The organism is Streptomyces sp. NPDC056361 (assembly GCF_042262805.1).
Lineage (GTDB): Bacteria > Actinomycetota > Actinomycetes > Streptomycetales > Streptomycetaceae > Streptomyces.
In genome coordinates, this window is the sequence record NZ_JBHJQI010000060.1 from 1 (window position 1) to 14,622 (window position 14,622).

Sequence of the window (14,622 nt, forward strand, 5' to 3'; positions counted from 1 at the left end):
GGCCGGCGGGAGGCGACCACCGAGAGGATCAGCGGGCCGAGGACCTCCAGCGTCACGGCGGCGCCCAGCGGTATCCGGTCCGCGGCCTGGTAGAAGAGGATGTTCATCGCCGCCATGGCGGCACCGAAGACGAGGACCGTGCCCCAGTCCGCGCGGCCGTAGCCGCGGACCTTGGGCCGGCAGACGACCAGCAGCACGGCCGCCGCGAGGACGAGGCGCAGGGTGACGACCCCGAGGGCCCCGGCGCGCGGCATGAGCAGCACGGCGACGGCGGACCCGAACTGCACGGAGAGCCCGCCCGCGACGACGAGCGCGACGGGCCCGAGACGGCGCCCCGCGATTCCCCGCCCGGCGAGACCGGCACCTGGCGACCCGGCTTCCGCGACGTTCGCGACCGGGGCGGGACCCGCGACGGCAGCGGCGACCGGGGCGACCACATCCTTGACCGGACTGTCCACCGACTACTCCTCTGTACGACGACTCCACACGACCCGTCGATCAAGTTGATCAAGAAGTCCATGAAACTGAACCACTAGTTCAGAATAATGCACTCCAGGTGGGCCGTCCTCCTGATTCCCCCTCCCCCCTCACCACTCACGCTACGAGCCCCCGCGCGGCACCGGAAATGCCGATTGCCCTGCGGTTATGCTCCCGACGCATGAGCATCGAGCTGCGTCACCTCCGCTGCTTCCTCGCCATCGCCGAGGAATCCAGTCTGACCAGGGCGGCCGCCCGGCTCCACCTGACGCAGCCCGCGGTGTCCCGTACTCTCGCCGCGCTCGAACAGCACCTCGGCGCGCGCCTCGTCGACCGGTCCACCCACCACCTCGCGCTGACCGCCGAGGGCCGCGCGTTCCTGGACCGGGCCGGCGCGGCACTCGCGGCCTTCGAGGACGCCGTCGACCCGGCGCGGCTCCGCCACCGGCCGCTGCGGCTCGGGCACGCCTGGTCGGCGTTCGGCCCGTACACCACTCCCCTGCTCCGGCGCTGGCAGCGCGAGCATCCCGAGACGCCCCTCGAACTCCTCCGCGTCGACGACCGCACCGCGGGCCTCGCGCGGGGCGACGTCGACGCGGCGCTGCTGCGCGGTCCGGTGGACGCGCCGGGCCTGGTCACCGAGGAGCTCACCACCGAGCACCGTGTCGCGGCCCTCCCCGCCGACCACCCGCTCGCCGACCGGCCCCGGCTCGCCCTCGCCGACCTCACCGGCGAGACCGTCGTCCTCAACACCGTCTCCGGCACGACCACCCTCGCCCTCTGGCCCCCGACCGCCCGTCCCTCCGCGACCCTCACCGTCGCCAACACCGACGACTGGCTCACCGCCATCGCCGCCGCCCGCGGCATCGGCGTCTCCTCCGCCTCCACCGCCACCCTCCACCCCCACCCGGGCGTCACCTACCGCCCCCTCCCCGACGCCCCCGCCCTCCCCGTCGTCCTGGCCTGGCGCGACGCGTTCCCCCACCCGGCGACGGGCGCGCTGGTCGCGATGGCCCGGGACATCGTCGGCGGAACCTGACCCGGCCCCTCGCCGCGCTCGCGCGGGATCACCGGCGGACCCGGACCCGGGCCGGGACCGCATCCGCCCCGGCCGCGCGGGAGTCAGTGGGATGCGCGCCCGTCCCACTCCTCGCGGAGGATCCCGTACGTGATCGAGTCGCGCCAGGCGCCCCGGACGTGCACGTGCCCCCGGATGCGGCCCTCCTCCGTCATCCCGGCGGCGAGCAGGGTGCGGGCGGAGGCGGTGTTGAGGGGCGCGCGGGCGGCCCAGACGCGGTGGAGGCCGAGTTCGCCGAAGGCCAGGGCGAGGAGGAGGCCGACGGTCTCACGGCCGTAGCCGACGCCCCACGACGCGGGGCGCAGCGCGAAGCCCAGGGTGGCGGCCCGCTGCTGGTGCGGGTCGAGCGCGAGGCGGCCGAAGCCGACGAGCTCGTCCGTGGACCGCTCGACGACGCCGAGCGCGTACTCCTGCCGGGGAACGGCCCGCGCCGACTCGCGCGACCGGTCGACGATCGCCCGGACCTCCGCCACCGATCGCGGGGTGAAGCTCAGGTGCTCGGTCGCCGCGGGAGAGCCGTAGATGCCGTGGACCGCGGTGACGTCACCGGGTTCCAGCTCGCGCAGGACGAGCCGGTCGTACGGGAAGGGTGACCGCTCCATCGTGCGAGCGTATCCGGGCGCCCCGCCGCGCGAGGGGAGTCGGGCGATGCGGTGCGGGCCCGTCAGGCGGTGGGAGCCGGGGCGGGTTCGTGCCGTCGGAGGGAGCGCCAGACGTGGCCGGCCCAGGTGTGCGCGGCGGCGTCCTCGTGCGAGCAGTACAGCCCGGCGGCGGAACCGTCGGTGTCGACCGCGTACGCGGTGAACTCGTGCCGTCCGCGTCCGGTGTCCGCCGGCGTGCACCAGAAGGCGTGCCGCACGCCTCCGTCCGGCAGCCGCTCGGTGTGGCGCTGCGCGGCCGGGACCTCGGGCGCGCGGTCGAGGAGCGCGGTGAGGAAGTCCTCGGCGGTGCGGTCGGCCCGGTCGTCCTGGAAGAGCGCGACGGCCGCGCTGCGGTCGGGGCCCGCGAACTGGTCCGCCCCGTCGGCGAACCGCGCCGAGAGTCCCGCGCTGCGCTCCACCGACCAGCCGTCGCCGAGGTCGGTCCGGACCGCGACGGGCAGCGGCGTCGGGAAGCGCTCCAGGACGTGGTCCCGGTCCCAGACGTCGCCGAGCAGCCGGACGGCGGTCGGCCCGTGCCCCTCCACGAGGTACGGCAGCTCGTCGGGGTCCGCGATCCGCCCCGTCATCTCCAGGCCGAGGGCCTCCTCGCCCCACGGCTGGACGGCGTTGGCGAGCCGTCCGCGGACGACGAGGTCGGGGTAGGCGGCCTCGTCGTACCAGACGGCGGCCGTCCGCCGGAGCGTCTCCTCGTCGACCTCGAGCCAGGTCCCGAGGACGAGTTCGGTGTCCCCGCCGAGCTTCAGCGGCAGCAGGCACCGCACGAAGCACCCCACCCCGTCCACCGCGAGCAGCGCGTCCGGTCCCGGCGTCCGCCGCGCCTCCTCGGGCGTCCCGAGTGCCGCGTCCGGCAGCCCGAACCGGATGTCGATCCGCCGCTCGTCGGCGAGGGGCTCGCCGCAGCACGAACAGGAAGGGGAGGGGGTCTCGGTGCTCATTCCCGCACTCTATTCGGGCCGGTCCCGGCGGTCGGTGCGGCGCCCGGACGACGGCCCTCCGCCGGCCGGCCCTCCGCCGGCCGGCCGGTCGCCCGGCCGCGTCTCGCCCAGCCCCTCGGCCAGCGCCTCCGCCAGCAGCTCGGCCAGGTGGCGGCCGCGGTGGCCGGTGAGGTCGGCGATCTGGGTGCGGCAGGAGAAGCCGTCGGCGAGGACGGCGGTGTCGGGGGGTGCGGCCGCCAGGGCGGGGAGGAGCTGGTCTTCGGCGCAGGCGACGGAGACGTCGTAGTGGCCGGGTTCGAAGCCGAAGTTGCCGGCGAGGCCGCAGCAGCCGCCGGCGAGGTCGCCGGTGAGGCCGGCGCGGGTGCGGAGGCGGCGGTCGGGGGTGTCGCCGAGGACGGCGTGCTGGTGGCAGTGGGTCTGGCCGGTGACGGGGCGGTCGAGGCGGGGTGGGGTCCAGTCGGGGGCGAGGGTCTCCAGGGCCTCGGCGAAGGTGCGGACCGAGGCGGCGAGGCGCGCCGCCCGAGGGTCGTCGGGAAGGAGTTCGGGGAGGTCGGTGCGGAGCGTGGCGGCGCAGGAGGGTTCGAGGACGACGACCGGGGCGTTCGACTCCCCCGTCACGTCGAGCGCCCTCCGCATCACCTTCCGGGCCGCGCCCAGCTGTCCGGTCGAGACGTAGGTGAGGCCGCAGCAGACGCGGCCCGGGGGGAGTTCGACGCCGAGGCCGGCGTCCTCCAGGACGCGGACGGCGGCCTGTCCCACCTCCGGGGCGAGGTGGTTCGTGAAGGTGTCGGGCCAGAGGGTCAGGGCGGGTGGCCGGTCGGAGGCGCGTTCGGCGAACCAGGACACGAAGGTCTGCGCGGCGACCCTGGGCATGGTCCGCTCGGGGGTGACCCCGGCGAACCGTGCCGCGAAGGGCAGCCGCATCGCCGTGTTCAGGCCGCGGCCGAAGAGGTCGAGCCAGCGCGGGAGGCGGCCCATCGTCCAGTGGGAGCGGGGCCGGCGCCAGGCGCCCGTGGGGCCCGCGTAGTGGTGGTGGAGGAATTCGGCCTTGTAGGCGGCCATGTCGACGCCGACCGGGCAGTCGCTGCGGCAGCCCTTGCAGGAGAGGCAGAGGTCGAGGGCTTCGCGGACCTCCTGGGAGCGCCAGCCGTCGGTGACGACCTCGCCGAGGGCCATCTCGTGGAGGAGTCGGGCGCGGCCTCGGGTGGAGTGCTTCTCCTCCCCGGTGGCCCGGTACGAGGGGCACATCACGCCCGGGCCGGAACTCGGTCCTTCGACGCGGCATTTGGCGACGCCCACGCAGCGGGCGGCCTCGCGGCCGAGGCCGACGAGCGGGAGGCCTTCGAAGCGGAGGCCGGAGTCCAGGGGCTTCGGGCGGACCAGCACGCCCGGGTTGAGTCCGCCGTCCGGGTCCCAGACGTCCTTGACGGCGCCGAAGAGGGCGACGAGTTCGTCGCCGTACATCTTCGGGAGGAGTTCGGCGCGGGCCTGGCCGTCGCCGTGTTCGCCGGAGAGGGAGCCGCCGTGGGCGACGACGAGGTCGGCGACGGCTTCGGAGAAGCGGCGGAAGTCGCGTACGCCGCGGTCGGTCCAGAGGTCGAAGTCGATGCGGACGTGGACGCAGCCGTCGCCGAAGTGCCCGTACGGGACTCCCCGGAGGCCGAATTCGGTCAGGAGGGCGCGGAAGTCGCGGAGGTACGCGCCGAGCCGGGCGGGTGGCACCGCGCAGTCCTCCCAGCCGGGCCAGGCCTCGCCCCCGGGGCCCGAGGGGCCTCCGGGCATCCGGGTCGCCGTCCCCGCCGCGTCCTCCCGGATCCGCCACAGGGCCCGCTGCCCGGCCGGGTCGCCGACGACGACGGCGTCGATCGGGTCGGCGGCGCGGACGAGGGCGCGGGCGGGCCCCTCTCCGTCGACCTCGCAGAAGAGCCAGGCGGCGCCCCGGGGCAGTCCCGCCGCGCCCTGGACGAGGTCGGCGGCCATGCCCTCGACGGTCAGCGGCCCGTACGGGAGCAGTCCCGCGGCGGCGTCGGCCGCGGCGGTCTCGTCGGCGTAGCCGAGGACGACGAGGACGGGTTCGTTCGGGAGGGGGACGAGGGCGACGGTCGCCCGGGTGATCACGCCGAGGGTGCCTTCGGTGCCGCAGAAGGAGCGGGTGACGTCGACGCCCCGTTCGGGGAGGAGGGCGTCGAGGGCGTAGCCGGAGATGCGGCGGGGGAGGCCGGCCGGGTAGCCGGTCCTGAGCAGGGCGAGGTTCCGGTCGACGAGGTCGAGGAGGCCGGGCGGGGCGCCCTGTCCGCCGGGGCCGAGCGTCAACTCCGCGCCCCGGTAGGTCACCACGTCGAGGGAGCGCACGTTGTCCGCGGTGGTCCCCCAGGCGACGGAGTGCGCCCCGCACGCGTTGTTGCCGATCATGCCGCCGAGGGTGCAGCGGCTGTGGGTGGAGGGGTCGGGGCCGAAGGTGAGGCCGTGGGGGCGGGCCGCGTCCCGCAGCCGGTCGAGGACGAGCCCCGGGCGGACGACGGCGGTGCGGTCCTCCGGGTCGAGGGAGACGATCCCGCCCATGTGCCGTGTGAGGTCGAGCACCACGCCGGTGCCGGTCGCCTGGCCTCCGATCGAGGTCCCGGCGCCTCGGGCGACGACCGGGGTGACGCCGTGGGCACGGCACACCTCCAGGGCCGCCGCGACGTCGGCGGCGTCGCGCGGGGCGACCGTACCGGCGGGAACGCGGCGGTAGTTGGAGGCGTCCATGGTCGTCAGGGCCCTGGCGGTGGCGGAGAAGTCGACGTCTCCGGCGACGGCGGCGCGGAGGTCGGCGGCGAGGTCGGACGCGTGTTCCTGGTGTGTTCCCACAAGGCCAGGATGTCCCAGTACTCGTCTCATCCGGCGGACATCGGGCGACCGGCCCCTTCCGGACCCGATACTCTCCGCCTCGTGGCTGATATCCAGATTCCCGCTGACATCAAGCCCGCCGACGGCCGTTTCGGCGCGGGCCCCTCCAAGGTGCGTACGGAGGCGCTGGACGCCCTGGCCGCCACCGGCACCTCCCTCCTCGGCACGTCCCACCGCCAGGCTCCGGTCAAGAACCTGGTCGGCGAGGTACGTTCCGGCATCAGTGACCTGTTCTCGCTTCCCGAGGGTTACGAGGTGATCCTGGGCAACGGCGGCTCCACCGCCTTCTGGGACGTCGCGACCCACGGTCTGATCGAGAACAAGTCCCAGCACCTCACCTTCGGCGAGTTCTCGTCGAAGTTCGCGAAGGCCGCCAAGCTGGCGCCGTGGCTCGCGGACCCGACCGTGGTGTCCTCCGACCCGGGTACGCACCCGGAGCCGGTGGCCGAGGCGGGCGTCGACGTCTACGCGTACACCCACAACGAGACCTCCACCGGTGTCGCCGCCCCGATCAAGCGGGTCGCCGGCGCCGACGAGGGTGCGCTCGTCCTGGTCGACGCGACCTCCGGTGCGGGCGGCCTGCCGGTCGACATCACCGAGACGGACGTCTACTACTTCGCCCCGCAGAAGTCCTTCGCCGCCGAGGGCGGCCTGTGGCTCGCGGCCTTCTCCCCGGCCGCCCTGGAGCGGGCGCAGCGGATCCACGCGTCCGGCCGCCACGTCCCGGAGTTCTTCTCCCTGCCGACGGCGATCGACAACTCGCTGAAGAACCAGACGTACAACACCCCGGCGCTCTCGACCCTCTTCCTGCTCAACGAGCAGCTGAAGTGGATCAACGGCCAGGGCGGTCTCGACTGGGCCGTGGCCCGGACGAAGGAGTCCTCGGACGCGCTGTACGGCTGGGCCGAGGAGTCCAAGTACGCGTCGCCGTTCGTCACGGACGCGGCGAAGCGCTCGCAGGTCATCGGCACGATCGACTTCGCGGACGAGGTCGACGCGGCCGCCGTCGCCAAGGTGCTGCGCGCCAACGGCATCGTGGACACCGAGCCGTACCGCAAGCTGGGCCGCAACCAGCTGCGCATCGCGATGTTCCCGGCGATCGACCCGGCGGACGTGCGGGCGCTGACGGCCTGCATCGACTACGTGATCGAGAAGCTGTAACACCCGGTTCCGTACGGAGGGCCCGGCGTCGGACATCGTCCGCGCCGGGCCCTTCGGCGTACCGCCCGGGGGTCAGCGGCTCCCGCGCCGGTGGTCGCTGGGGGCCATGCCGTACGCGCGGCGGAAGGCGCGGCTGAAGTCGGCCTGGTGCCGGAAGCCCCAGCGGCTCGCGATCTCGCCGACGCCGTGGTGGCGGAGCTCCGGGTCGGCGAGGTCCGCCCGGCAGCGTTCGAGGCGGCGGCGCCGGATGGTGGCGCCGACGGTCTCCGGCTCGTCGCGGAAGAGCTGGTGGAGCAGGCGGACGGAGATGTGGTGGTGGGCCGCGATGGCCGCCGGTGCCAGGTCGGGGTCGGACAGGTGGTGGTCGATGAAGGTGCGGATGCGGGCGCGCAGGACCTGTTGCCGGGTCTCGGCCGACAGCGGGGCGGGGCTGTCGCCCGCGGCGGCGAGGAAGGTGGCGGCGAGGTCGAGCGCGATGCCGCCGAGGCGTCGCAGTTCGGCGGGTTCGCACCGGTCGGCCTGGGCGCGGAGCCCGTTCAGGTAGGCGGCGAGCAGCGCCCCGGATCCGGTCCGCGAGGGCAGCGCGGTGCCGAGCAGCCGGTCCGCCAGGTCCTGCCCGAGCGGCATGGCCGCCCGGGGCAGTCGCAGCAGGCTGACCCGCGAGAGCCGCCCCTCGTCGCGGAACTCGCAGTCCAGCGGGTGGGAGGTGTCGAAGAGCGCCATGTCCCCGGCGGTGAGCAGGGAGTTGTTGCGGCGTTGCTCGATGCCGATGGGGCTGCCGTGGACGAGGAAGAGGAAGTACTGCTCCGGGTCCGCGCGCCGGATGTGGGCGGCGGCCCGCCGCGCGGACATCGGGGAGAAGGCGAAGCAGGAGACGTCGGTGTCGACGAGCGCGATCGCGGTGGCGGAGCCCTGGAAACGGTCGGCGTACGGGCTGGTGATCGACACCGGCATGACCAGGTCGCCGACCATGTGGGCCCACCATTCGAAGCCGTCGCGCGCGCTGACGCTGGTGGTGGAGACCGATGCCTTCACCCTCACCCCCCAGTGATGTGTCCACGCTCATAGTGGACACCCTGCGGGCGGCGCAACAGCGCGGTATCGGCCAACTCGTCCGAACTCGGCGGTTGTTCGCGCCCGCGGTGCCGCGCACGCGGTTGCTCGCGCCCGCGGTGCCGCGCATCGGTGCGGTGGAGCGTACGGGCGCGGGGGCGGGTGAGGCCGCCGGCCCTTGCTTCCGGGTCAGCTCCTGCGCAGCAGGCGCTTGACGCCGACCACGAGGACGGTGGCGCCGGCGAGGACGAGGAAGCCGGTCGTGACGTTGCCCTGCTCGCCCTCGGTGGCGGACGCCGAGGGGGACTTCGGCGCACCGCCCGGAGCCGCCTCCGTCGGCTTGCCCGACGGGCGGCCGGCGTCCGGCCGGTCCACCCGCACCACCCGGCTGCCGCGACCCTCGGAGCCGAACATGAAGGCCGAGCCGTCCGGGGTGTACGTCACCGACTCCGCCTGACCCTGGAAGGGCGCTCCGGCGGAGGTGCCGTCGTCGCCGAGGCGGCCGTCCTTCCAGGCGTACTCCTTGGCGCTGAAGTAGCCGCGCAGGACGAGCCGGTCGCCGTCCGGGGAGAACGCGCCGTCGGTGACCCACGGGACCTCGTCGACGCGGCGGAAGACGTTCGTGGCTGACGCGGAGAGGCGGTCGGGGCCGGCGTAGAGGCCGCCGCCGTCCTCGTTCTTGCTGGCGATGTAGACCCGGCCGGTCTTCGGGTGGACCATCATCGCCTCGGCGTTGCGCGGCCCGTCGGCGTACTTCACGTCGTACTGGGTCGCCGTCACCGTCTGGTCCTTCAGGACCTTCGGTTCGGGGAAGCGGTAGATCCAGACGTGGTTCCAGGAGCCGTCGAGGTTGTCGCCGATGTCGCCGACGTAGATGTCGCCGTCCGGGCCGACGGAGATCGCCTCCATGTCGCGGGGCGTGCCGACGCCCTTCATCGTCAGGGTCGCGACCGTCTTCCCCGTACGGGAGTCGATGCCGTAGATCAGGGGCGCGTCCTGGTCGTTGTGCGTCCAGTAGATCCCCGGGTGGGCGCGGCTCGCGGCGAGGCCGCTGGACTCGGTGATCCGGGGGTCCTCGATCGTGAAGTCCCGGTCGGGTTCCTGTCCTTCGGCATGGGCATGGCCGGCCGGGAGCAGCACCAGGGCCGCCGCCGCGCCGAGGGCGCACAGAACGGATCGCATGGGCCCAAGCCTGCCACGACGGTGCTGCGGACGCCGGGCGGTGCGGCGCGTCCGTCGTCGGCGAAACCCTGTTGACCTGCGAGGGAGGCCCTGCCATGGTCGCGCGCATGCCCACTTTCACCGCGCCCGACGGCACGGAACTCGCCTATCACTTCTCCGGTTCCGACTCCGGCTCCGACTCCGGTTCCGGTTCGCCGCTGCTCTGCCTCCCGGGCGGTCCGCTCCAGGACTCCGCCTATCTGGGCGACCTCGGCGGCCTGGCCGCCCGCCGGCCGCTGGTCCGCCTCGACCTCCGGGGCACGGGCGCCTCCGCGACGCCGGCCGACCCCGCGTCGTACCGCTGCGACCGGCTCGTCGAGGACGTGGAGGCGCTGCGCGCGCACCTGGGCCTGGACACCGTCGACGTGCTCGGGCACTCGGCGGGCGCGAACCTGGCCGCGCTGTACGTCACCCGGCACGCGGCGCGCGTCGGCCGGCTCGTGCTGGTCACGCCCGGCGCGGCGGCGCCCGGTCTCGACACGAGCGGCGAGGAGCGGCTCGCCGCCGCCCGGCAGCCGTGGCGCGCGGCGGAGCCGTGGTTCCCCGAGGCGTACGCGGCGCTCCAGGAGCTCGCGGCCGGACGCGGTTCCGCGGCGGCCTTCGCGGCGATCGCGCCGTTCTTCCACGGCACCTGGGACGCGGCGGCACGGGAACGGCACGCCGCCGACGACCGGCAGCGGAACGCCGCGGGCGCGGCCCTCTACGGCGGCGAGGGCGCCTACGAACCGGAAGCCACCCGCGCGGCGTTCGCGGCCTTCGACCGGCCGGTCCTCGTCGTCGCCGGCGAGGGCGACGCGAACACCCCGGTGCCGACGGCGACCGCGTACGCGGGCCTCTTCCCGAAGGCCGAGCTCGCCGTCCTGGCGGGCGCCGGGCACTTCCCGTGGCACGACGACCCGGAGTGGTTCGCGGAGACGGTCGGCGCGTTCGTGACGGCGTAGGCCCGGGCGCGGGGGCGCACGGGGCCTCGGGCCGCCGGGCCGGCCCCGGCGCCCCGTGTCCCGGATCACGTCGCAGCGCCGGGACGCGGTCCGCGATGATGTGACCATGCGTTTTCTGTTCGTCGGCGACAGCATGACCATCGGACGCGTCGGCGACTGGACCTGGCGTCACCGGATGTGGCGGCACCTGGAGGCCGTGCTTCCCGGGGGGTACGAGATCGTGGGCCCGCGTACCGGGCTCTACGACCCGGCGGCCGCCGACGCGCCGGACGGCGTCGAGGCCTACGCGGACCCGGACTTCCCCGCCGCTGCGCGGCGTCATCTGGCCGGCTGGGGCGAGGGCTGGCTGCACATGGCGCCGGTGATCGGCGAGACGGTCACGGCCACGGGCGCGGACGTCCTGCTGATCTCCCTGGGCCTGATCGACCTCGGGTTCTACACGAACAGCGACCAGACGGAGGAGAACGTCCGGGCGTTCGTCGCGGCCGCGCGGGCGGCGAACCCGCACGTGCGGGCCGTCCTCCTGCCGGTCATCCCCAACGTCCGCGCCGGCTACGACGCCCCCTTCGCGGCCGAGTGCGCCCGCTTCAACGAGCTCCTCGCCAAGGCCGTCGCCGACCTGGACACGGCCGCTTCCCCCCTGTTGCTCGCGACGATCCCCGAGTCGTACGACCTGGCGACCGACACCTACGACGGCACCCACCCGGGCCCCACCGGCGAGCACAAGCTGGCCGCCGCCTTCGCCGACGCGATGCACCAGGCCTGGGGCCTCGGCGGCCCGTACTCCGGCTGAGCGCCCGCGGGCGGGTCGGCCGCAGGGGTCAGGCCGCGCGGGTGAGGCGGTTCGCGAAGGTGGAGAGGGTGTACGTGCCCACCCCGAGGACGACCTCCAGGGCATTGCGGCGGGTGTAGCCGGCCTCCTCGAAGGCGGCCAGGTCCGCGTCGCCGACGGCACCGGAGGAGGCGAGCACCCGGAGGGTGAACGTCCGTACGGCCGCGAGGCGTTCGGGGTCGGGTGCCGGACCGAGCGCGGCCATCTTGGCCTCGTGCATGTCGACGCACAGGTGGCACTGGTTGCGCTCGGCGACGGTCAGGACGACCGTCTCCCGGGAGTGCGGGTCGAGCGTGGTGGACTCGAAGATCGCGCTCAGCTTGAGGAAGCCGTCGAGGGTCTCCGGGGACTCCTTGAGGAGGGCGACGGCGGCGGCGGCGCGAGCGGACATGTCGGCGGGGACGGAGGCAGGGACGGAGACAGGTGCGGAGACGGGTGCGGACAAGGCGGTTCCCCCTGGATGCCTGGGCGTGGATGCGTGTGCGTGGTGCGTGGACGTAGAATCGACAACATGGTTGACCATGTCGCTGGAGAAAACGTAAACCAGGTTGTCGATATCGGCAAGGGTGATCCCCGTACGCCGCCCGCCGACGGCCCCGGCTACGAGCTTCCCCTGCTCCTCTTCGGCGGCTTCCGCACGCTCATCGACCGGCTGCACGCCCGCCTCGCCGCCGAGGGCCACCCCGACCTGCGCCCCGCGCACGGCTTCGCCATGCAGGCCGTCGGCACCCAGGGGGCCACCGCCAGCGAGATCGGGCGGCGCCTCGGCGTCTCCAAGCAGGCCGCGGGCAAGACCGTCGACCGGCTGCTCGCCCTCGGCTACGCCGAGCGCGCCGACGACCCGGCCGACGCCCGCCGCAAACTCGTCCACCTCACGCCGCGCGGGTACGCGGCGCTCGCCCGCTCCGCCGCGATCTTCGACGAACTGCGCGCGGAGTGGGTCGCGGCCCTCGGCGCGGACCGCGTCCGCGACCTGGAAGGCGCCCTGCGGAACGTCGTCCCCGCGGAGACGGCGTTCCGCCTGGACGCCACCAGCTGGCTCGGCACCCCCTGAGTCCCTACCTCACCAGGCGAAGGCCTCCGGCGACGGACCGGGGCCGGGGAAGACCTCGTCGAGGCCGGCCAGGACCTCGTCGCTCAGCTCGGTCTCCAGGGCGCGCAGCGCGCCGGCGAGCTGCTCGGGGGTGCGCGGGCCGACGATCGGGCCGGTGACGCCGGGGCGGGTGAGCAGCCAGGCGAGGGCCGTCTCGCCGGGCGCGAGGCCGTGCTTGTCGAGCAGGTCCTCGTAGGCCTGGAGCTTCGCGCGGGCGGCCGGGTCGGCGAGGGTGGCGGCGGCACGGCCCTCCGTGCGGCGCTTGCCCTCGGCTTCCTTCTTGAGGACGCCGCCGAGCAGGCCGCCGTGCAGCGGGGACCAGGGGATGACCCCGAGGCCGTACTCCTGGGCGGCCGGGATGACCTCCATCTCCGCGCGCCGCTCGAAGAGGTTGTAGAGGCACTGCTCGCTGACGAGGCCGACGGAGCCGCGGCGGGCGGCGGTCTCGTTGGCCTGGGCGATCTTGTAGCCGGGGAAGTTCGAGGAGCCCGCGTAGAGGACCTTGCCCTGCTGGATCAGGACGTCGACGGCCTGCCAGATCTCCTCGAAGGGCGTCGCGCGGTCGATGTGGTGGAACTGGTAGACGTCGATGTAGTCGGTGCCGAGCCGCTTGAGGCTGGCCTCGACCGCGCGGCGGATGTTCAGCGCCGAGAGCTTGTCGTGGTTGGGCCAGGCGTCGCCGTCGGTGCCCATGTTCCCGTAGACCTTGGTGGCGAGGACGGTCCGGTCGCGGCGGCCGTCGCCCTTGGCGAACCAGGAGCCGACGATCTCCTCGGTCCGCCCCTTGTTCTCACCCCACCCGTACACGTTGGCGGTGTCGAAGAAGTTGAGGCCCGCGTCCAGCGCCGTGTCCATGATGGCGTGGCTGGTGGGTTCGTCCGTCTGCGGTCCGAAGTTCATCGTCCCGAGGACGAGTCGGCTGACCTTGAGTCCGGTGCGTCCGAGCTGCGTGTACTCCATGGAGGTCAAGCCAACTGCTTCGAGTGCGCTCGAAGCAAGGGCATTCCCACGCCCTGGGCAGCGGGTACGGGGGGCTACTGTCCGGCCAGCGACGCCACCGCGATGATCGCGAACATCAGTACGAGCACGCCGGCCATGATCCGGTTACGGGTCTTCGGGTCCACCCGACGAGGTTAACCCGCCCGTCCGGGCCGCCCGCCCCCGGCCCGGCCGCCCTCCGCCCCCTCCAGGGGCCAGCCGCCGACCTTCTCGTACCGCGGCTGCTCGCCCCGCACCCCGCTCACCGGCAGGTTCGACCGCACGAGCGCCAGCTCGGCGACCTCCCAGCGGCCGCCCTCGAAGGTGCCCAGCTCGTCCTGGAACGGGCGCAGGTCCACCTCGTCCGTCCGCGCCCGCGCGAGCGTCAGGTGCGCCTGGTAGCGGCGGTGCTCCTCCATCGCGACCCCCGCCCGCCGCGCGGCGGCGTCCGCGCGCTCGGCCAGCAGCCGCAGCTCGTCCAGGCCCCCGGCGACGCCCGTCCACAGCGCCCGCCGCCCGAAGTGGCCGCCGCCGTGCAGCCGCAGCGCGAACGGCGGCGTCCGGTGCGCGGCCCTGGCCAGCCGCTCCCGCAGCTCCGGCAGCAGCTCCTCGTCCACCTCCCCCATGAAGGCGAGCGTGAGGTGCCACCCGGGCCGCGCCGTCCAGCGCAGCCCGTCGGCCCCCGGGAGCCGGTGCAGCCGGTCGACGACGTGTCCGAGCTCGGCCAGCCGCTCCGGGGGCGGCAGGACCGCGGCGAAGAGCCTCATGGGGAGAGTCTGACAGCGACTAGCCTCGGCGGCATGAAGATCCGTAAGGGCGGGGCCGACGACCTCCCCGCGATACTCGCGATTCTCGACAGCGCCGTGGTGTGGCTGAACGGCAAGGGGATCACCGCCCAGTGGGGCACCGAGTCCTTCTCCGGACGGCCCGCGGCGGTGGAGCAGGTCGAGCGGACGATGGGCGAGGGCGACCCGTGGATCGTCGAGATCGACGGCGTACCGGCGGGCACGATGACCCTGACCCCGCACCCCGGCCGGTACGTCGCGCCGGCCGGCGAGCCCGAGGTGTACGTCCGCCTCCTCGCGACCGACGCGCGCTTCCACGGCCACGGGGTGGGCGCGGCGCTCCTGGAGCACGCGGTGGCGGAGACCCGGCGGCAGGGCGTCTCCCTGCTCCGGGTGGACTGCTTCGCCGGCAGCGAGGGCCGGCTGATCGCGTACTACGAGGACCGGGGCTTCACCCGCACCGAGGCGTTCGCGGTCGGCGAGTGGCCGGGGCAGGTGCTGGAGCGGCGGGTGTGAG

15 protein-coding genes are annotated in these 14,622 nt (G+C 74.3%); 6 read left to right on the top strand and 9 right to left on the bottom strand.

Annotated features, from left to right (window positions below; all coding sequences use genetic code 11):
* The coding region (locus tag ACFCY7_RS20615; RefSeq protein ID WP_376487101.1) for a DMT family transporter at positions 1 to 458 on the bottom strand (458 nt) is incomplete at its 3' end.
* Between the two features lie 200 nt (positions 459 to 658).
* Here ACFCY7_RS20615 and ACFCY7_RS20620 point away from each other — a divergent pair.
* Positions 659 to 1,516 carry a LysR family transcriptional regulator gene (locus tag ACFCY7_RS20620; protein ID WP_376487103.1) on the top strand — a complete coding sequence of 286 codons (858 nt, stop codon included), beginning with the start codon at positions 659 to 661 and terminating at the stop codon, positions 1,514 to 1,516.
* An 83-nt stretch (positions 1,517 to 1,599) separates the two neighbouring features.
* Here ACFCY7_RS20620 and ACFCY7_RS20625 read toward each other — a convergent pair whose 3' ends face one another.
* From ACFCY7_RS20625 to ACFCY7_RS20635, 3 genes are all read right to left on the bottom strand, one after another.
* Entirely contained in the window at positions 1,600 to 2,157 is a 558-nt protein-coding gene (locus ACFCY7_RS20625) for a GNAT family N-acetyltransferase (protein ID WP_376487106.1), read from the bottom strand.
* A 62-nt stretch (positions 2,158 to 2,219) separates the two neighbouring features.
* Positions 2,220 to 3,152, bottom strand: a complete 933-nt coding sequence (locus ACFCY7_RS20630; RefSeq protein WP_376487108.1) for a DUF2199 domain-containing protein — start codon at positions 3,150 to 3,152, stop codon at positions 2,220 to 2,222.
* A 9-nt stretch (positions 3,153 to 3,161) separates the two neighbouring features.
* Positions 3,162 to 6,032 carry an FAD-binding and (Fe-S)-binding domain-containing protein gene (locus tag ACFCY7_RS20635; RefSeq protein ID WP_376487110.1) on the bottom strand — a complete coding sequence of 957 codons (2,871 nt, stop codon included), beginning with the start codon at positions 6,030 to 6,032 and terminating at the stop codon, positions 3,162 to 3,164.
* A gap of 51 nt (positions 6,033 to 6,083) precedes the next feature.
* Here ACFCY7_RS20635 and serC point away from each other — a divergent pair, with 51 nt between their 5' ends.
* A complete protein-coding gene (gene serC, locus ACFCY7_RS20640; protein WP_376487113.1) occupies positions 6,084 to 7,202 on the top strand; it encodes a phosphoserine transaminase in 1,119 nt (372 codons plus the stop codon).
* A 72-nt stretch (positions 7,203 to 7,274) separates the two neighbouring features.
* Here serC and ACFCY7_RS20645 read toward each other — a convergent pair whose 3' ends face one another.
* Together ACFCY7_RS20645 and ACFCY7_RS20650 are read right to left on the bottom strand one after the other, a co-directional pair.
* Positions 7,275 to 8,243: a helix-turn-helix domain-containing protein gene (locus ACFCY7_RS20645; protein WP_376487116.1), complete on the bottom strand. Its 969-nt coding sequence runs from the start codon at positions 8,241 to 8,243 to the stop codon at positions 7,275 to 7,277.
* A 201-nt stretch (positions 8,244 to 8,444) separates the two neighbouring features.
* Positions 8,445 to 9,437, bottom strand: coding sequence for a WD40 repeat domain-containing protein (locus ACFCY7_RS20650; protein WP_376487118.1), 993 nt, complete (start codon positions 9,435 to 9,437; stop codon positions 8,445 to 8,447).
* A gap of 107 nt (positions 9,438 to 9,544) precedes the next feature.
* Here ACFCY7_RS20650 and ACFCY7_RS20655 point away from each other — a divergent pair, with 107 nt between their 5' ends.
* Positions 9,545 to 10,417 (top strand): alpha/beta fold hydrolase, encoded by an 873-nt coding sequence (locus ACFCY7_RS20655; protein ID WP_376487121.1) that lies wholly within the window; start codon positions 9,545 to 9,547, stop codon positions 10,415 to 10,417.
* A 106-nt stretch (positions 10,418 to 10,523) separates the two neighbouring features.
* Entirely contained in the window at positions 10,524 to 11,210 is a 687-nt protein-coding gene (locus ACFCY7_RS20660; RefSeq protein WP_376487123.1) for a GDSL-type esterase/lipase family protein, read from the top strand.
* Between the two features lie 28 nt (positions 11,211 to 11,238).
* Here the strand turns inward: ACFCY7_RS20660 and ACFCY7_RS20665 are convergent, their stop codons facing one another.
* Positions 11,239 to 11,640: a carboxymuconolactone decarboxylase family protein gene (locus tag ACFCY7_RS20665; protein WP_376487125.1), complete on the bottom strand. Its 402-nt coding sequence runs from the start codon at positions 11,638 to 11,640 to the stop codon at positions 11,239 to 11,241.
* A 120-nt stretch (positions 11,641 to 11,760) separates the two neighbouring features.
* Between ACFCY7_RS20665 and ACFCY7_RS20670 the strand changes: the two genes are divergently transcribed.
* Positions 11,761 to 12,303 carry a MarR family winged helix-turn-helix transcriptional regulator gene (locus tag ACFCY7_RS20670; protein ID WP_376487127.1) on the top strand — a complete coding sequence of 181 codons (543 nt, stop codon included), beginning with the start codon at positions 11,761 to 11,763 and terminating at the stop codon, positions 12,301 to 12,303.
* A 9-nt stretch (positions 12,304 to 12,312) separates the two neighbouring features.
* Here the strand turns inward: ACFCY7_RS20670 and ACFCY7_RS20675 are convergent, their stop codons facing one another.
* Positions 12,313 to 13,302: an aldo/keto reductase gene (locus ACFCY7_RS20675; protein WP_376487130.1), complete on the bottom strand. Its 990-nt coding sequence runs from the start codon at positions 13,300 to 13,302 to the stop codon at positions 12,313 to 12,315.
* Between the two features lie 173 nt (positions 13,303 to 13,475).
* A complete protein-coding gene (gene thpR / locus ACFCY7_RS20680) occupies positions 13,476 to 14,087 on the bottom strand; it encodes an RNA 2',3'-cyclic phosphodiesterase (RefSeq protein ID WP_376487133.1) in 612 nt (203 codons plus the stop codon).
* A 33-nt stretch (positions 14,088 to 14,120) separates the two neighbouring features.
* On the opposite strand from thpR, the gene ACFCY7_RS20685 reads away from it, so the two are divergent.
* Positions 14,121 to 14,621: a GNAT family N-acetyltransferase gene (locus ACFCY7_RS20685; RefSeq protein WP_376487136.1), complete on the top strand. Its 501-nt coding sequence runs from the start codon at positions 14,121 to 14,123 to the stop codon at positions 14,619 to 14,621.
* The last annotated feature ends 1 nt before the right edge of the window (position 14,622 follow it).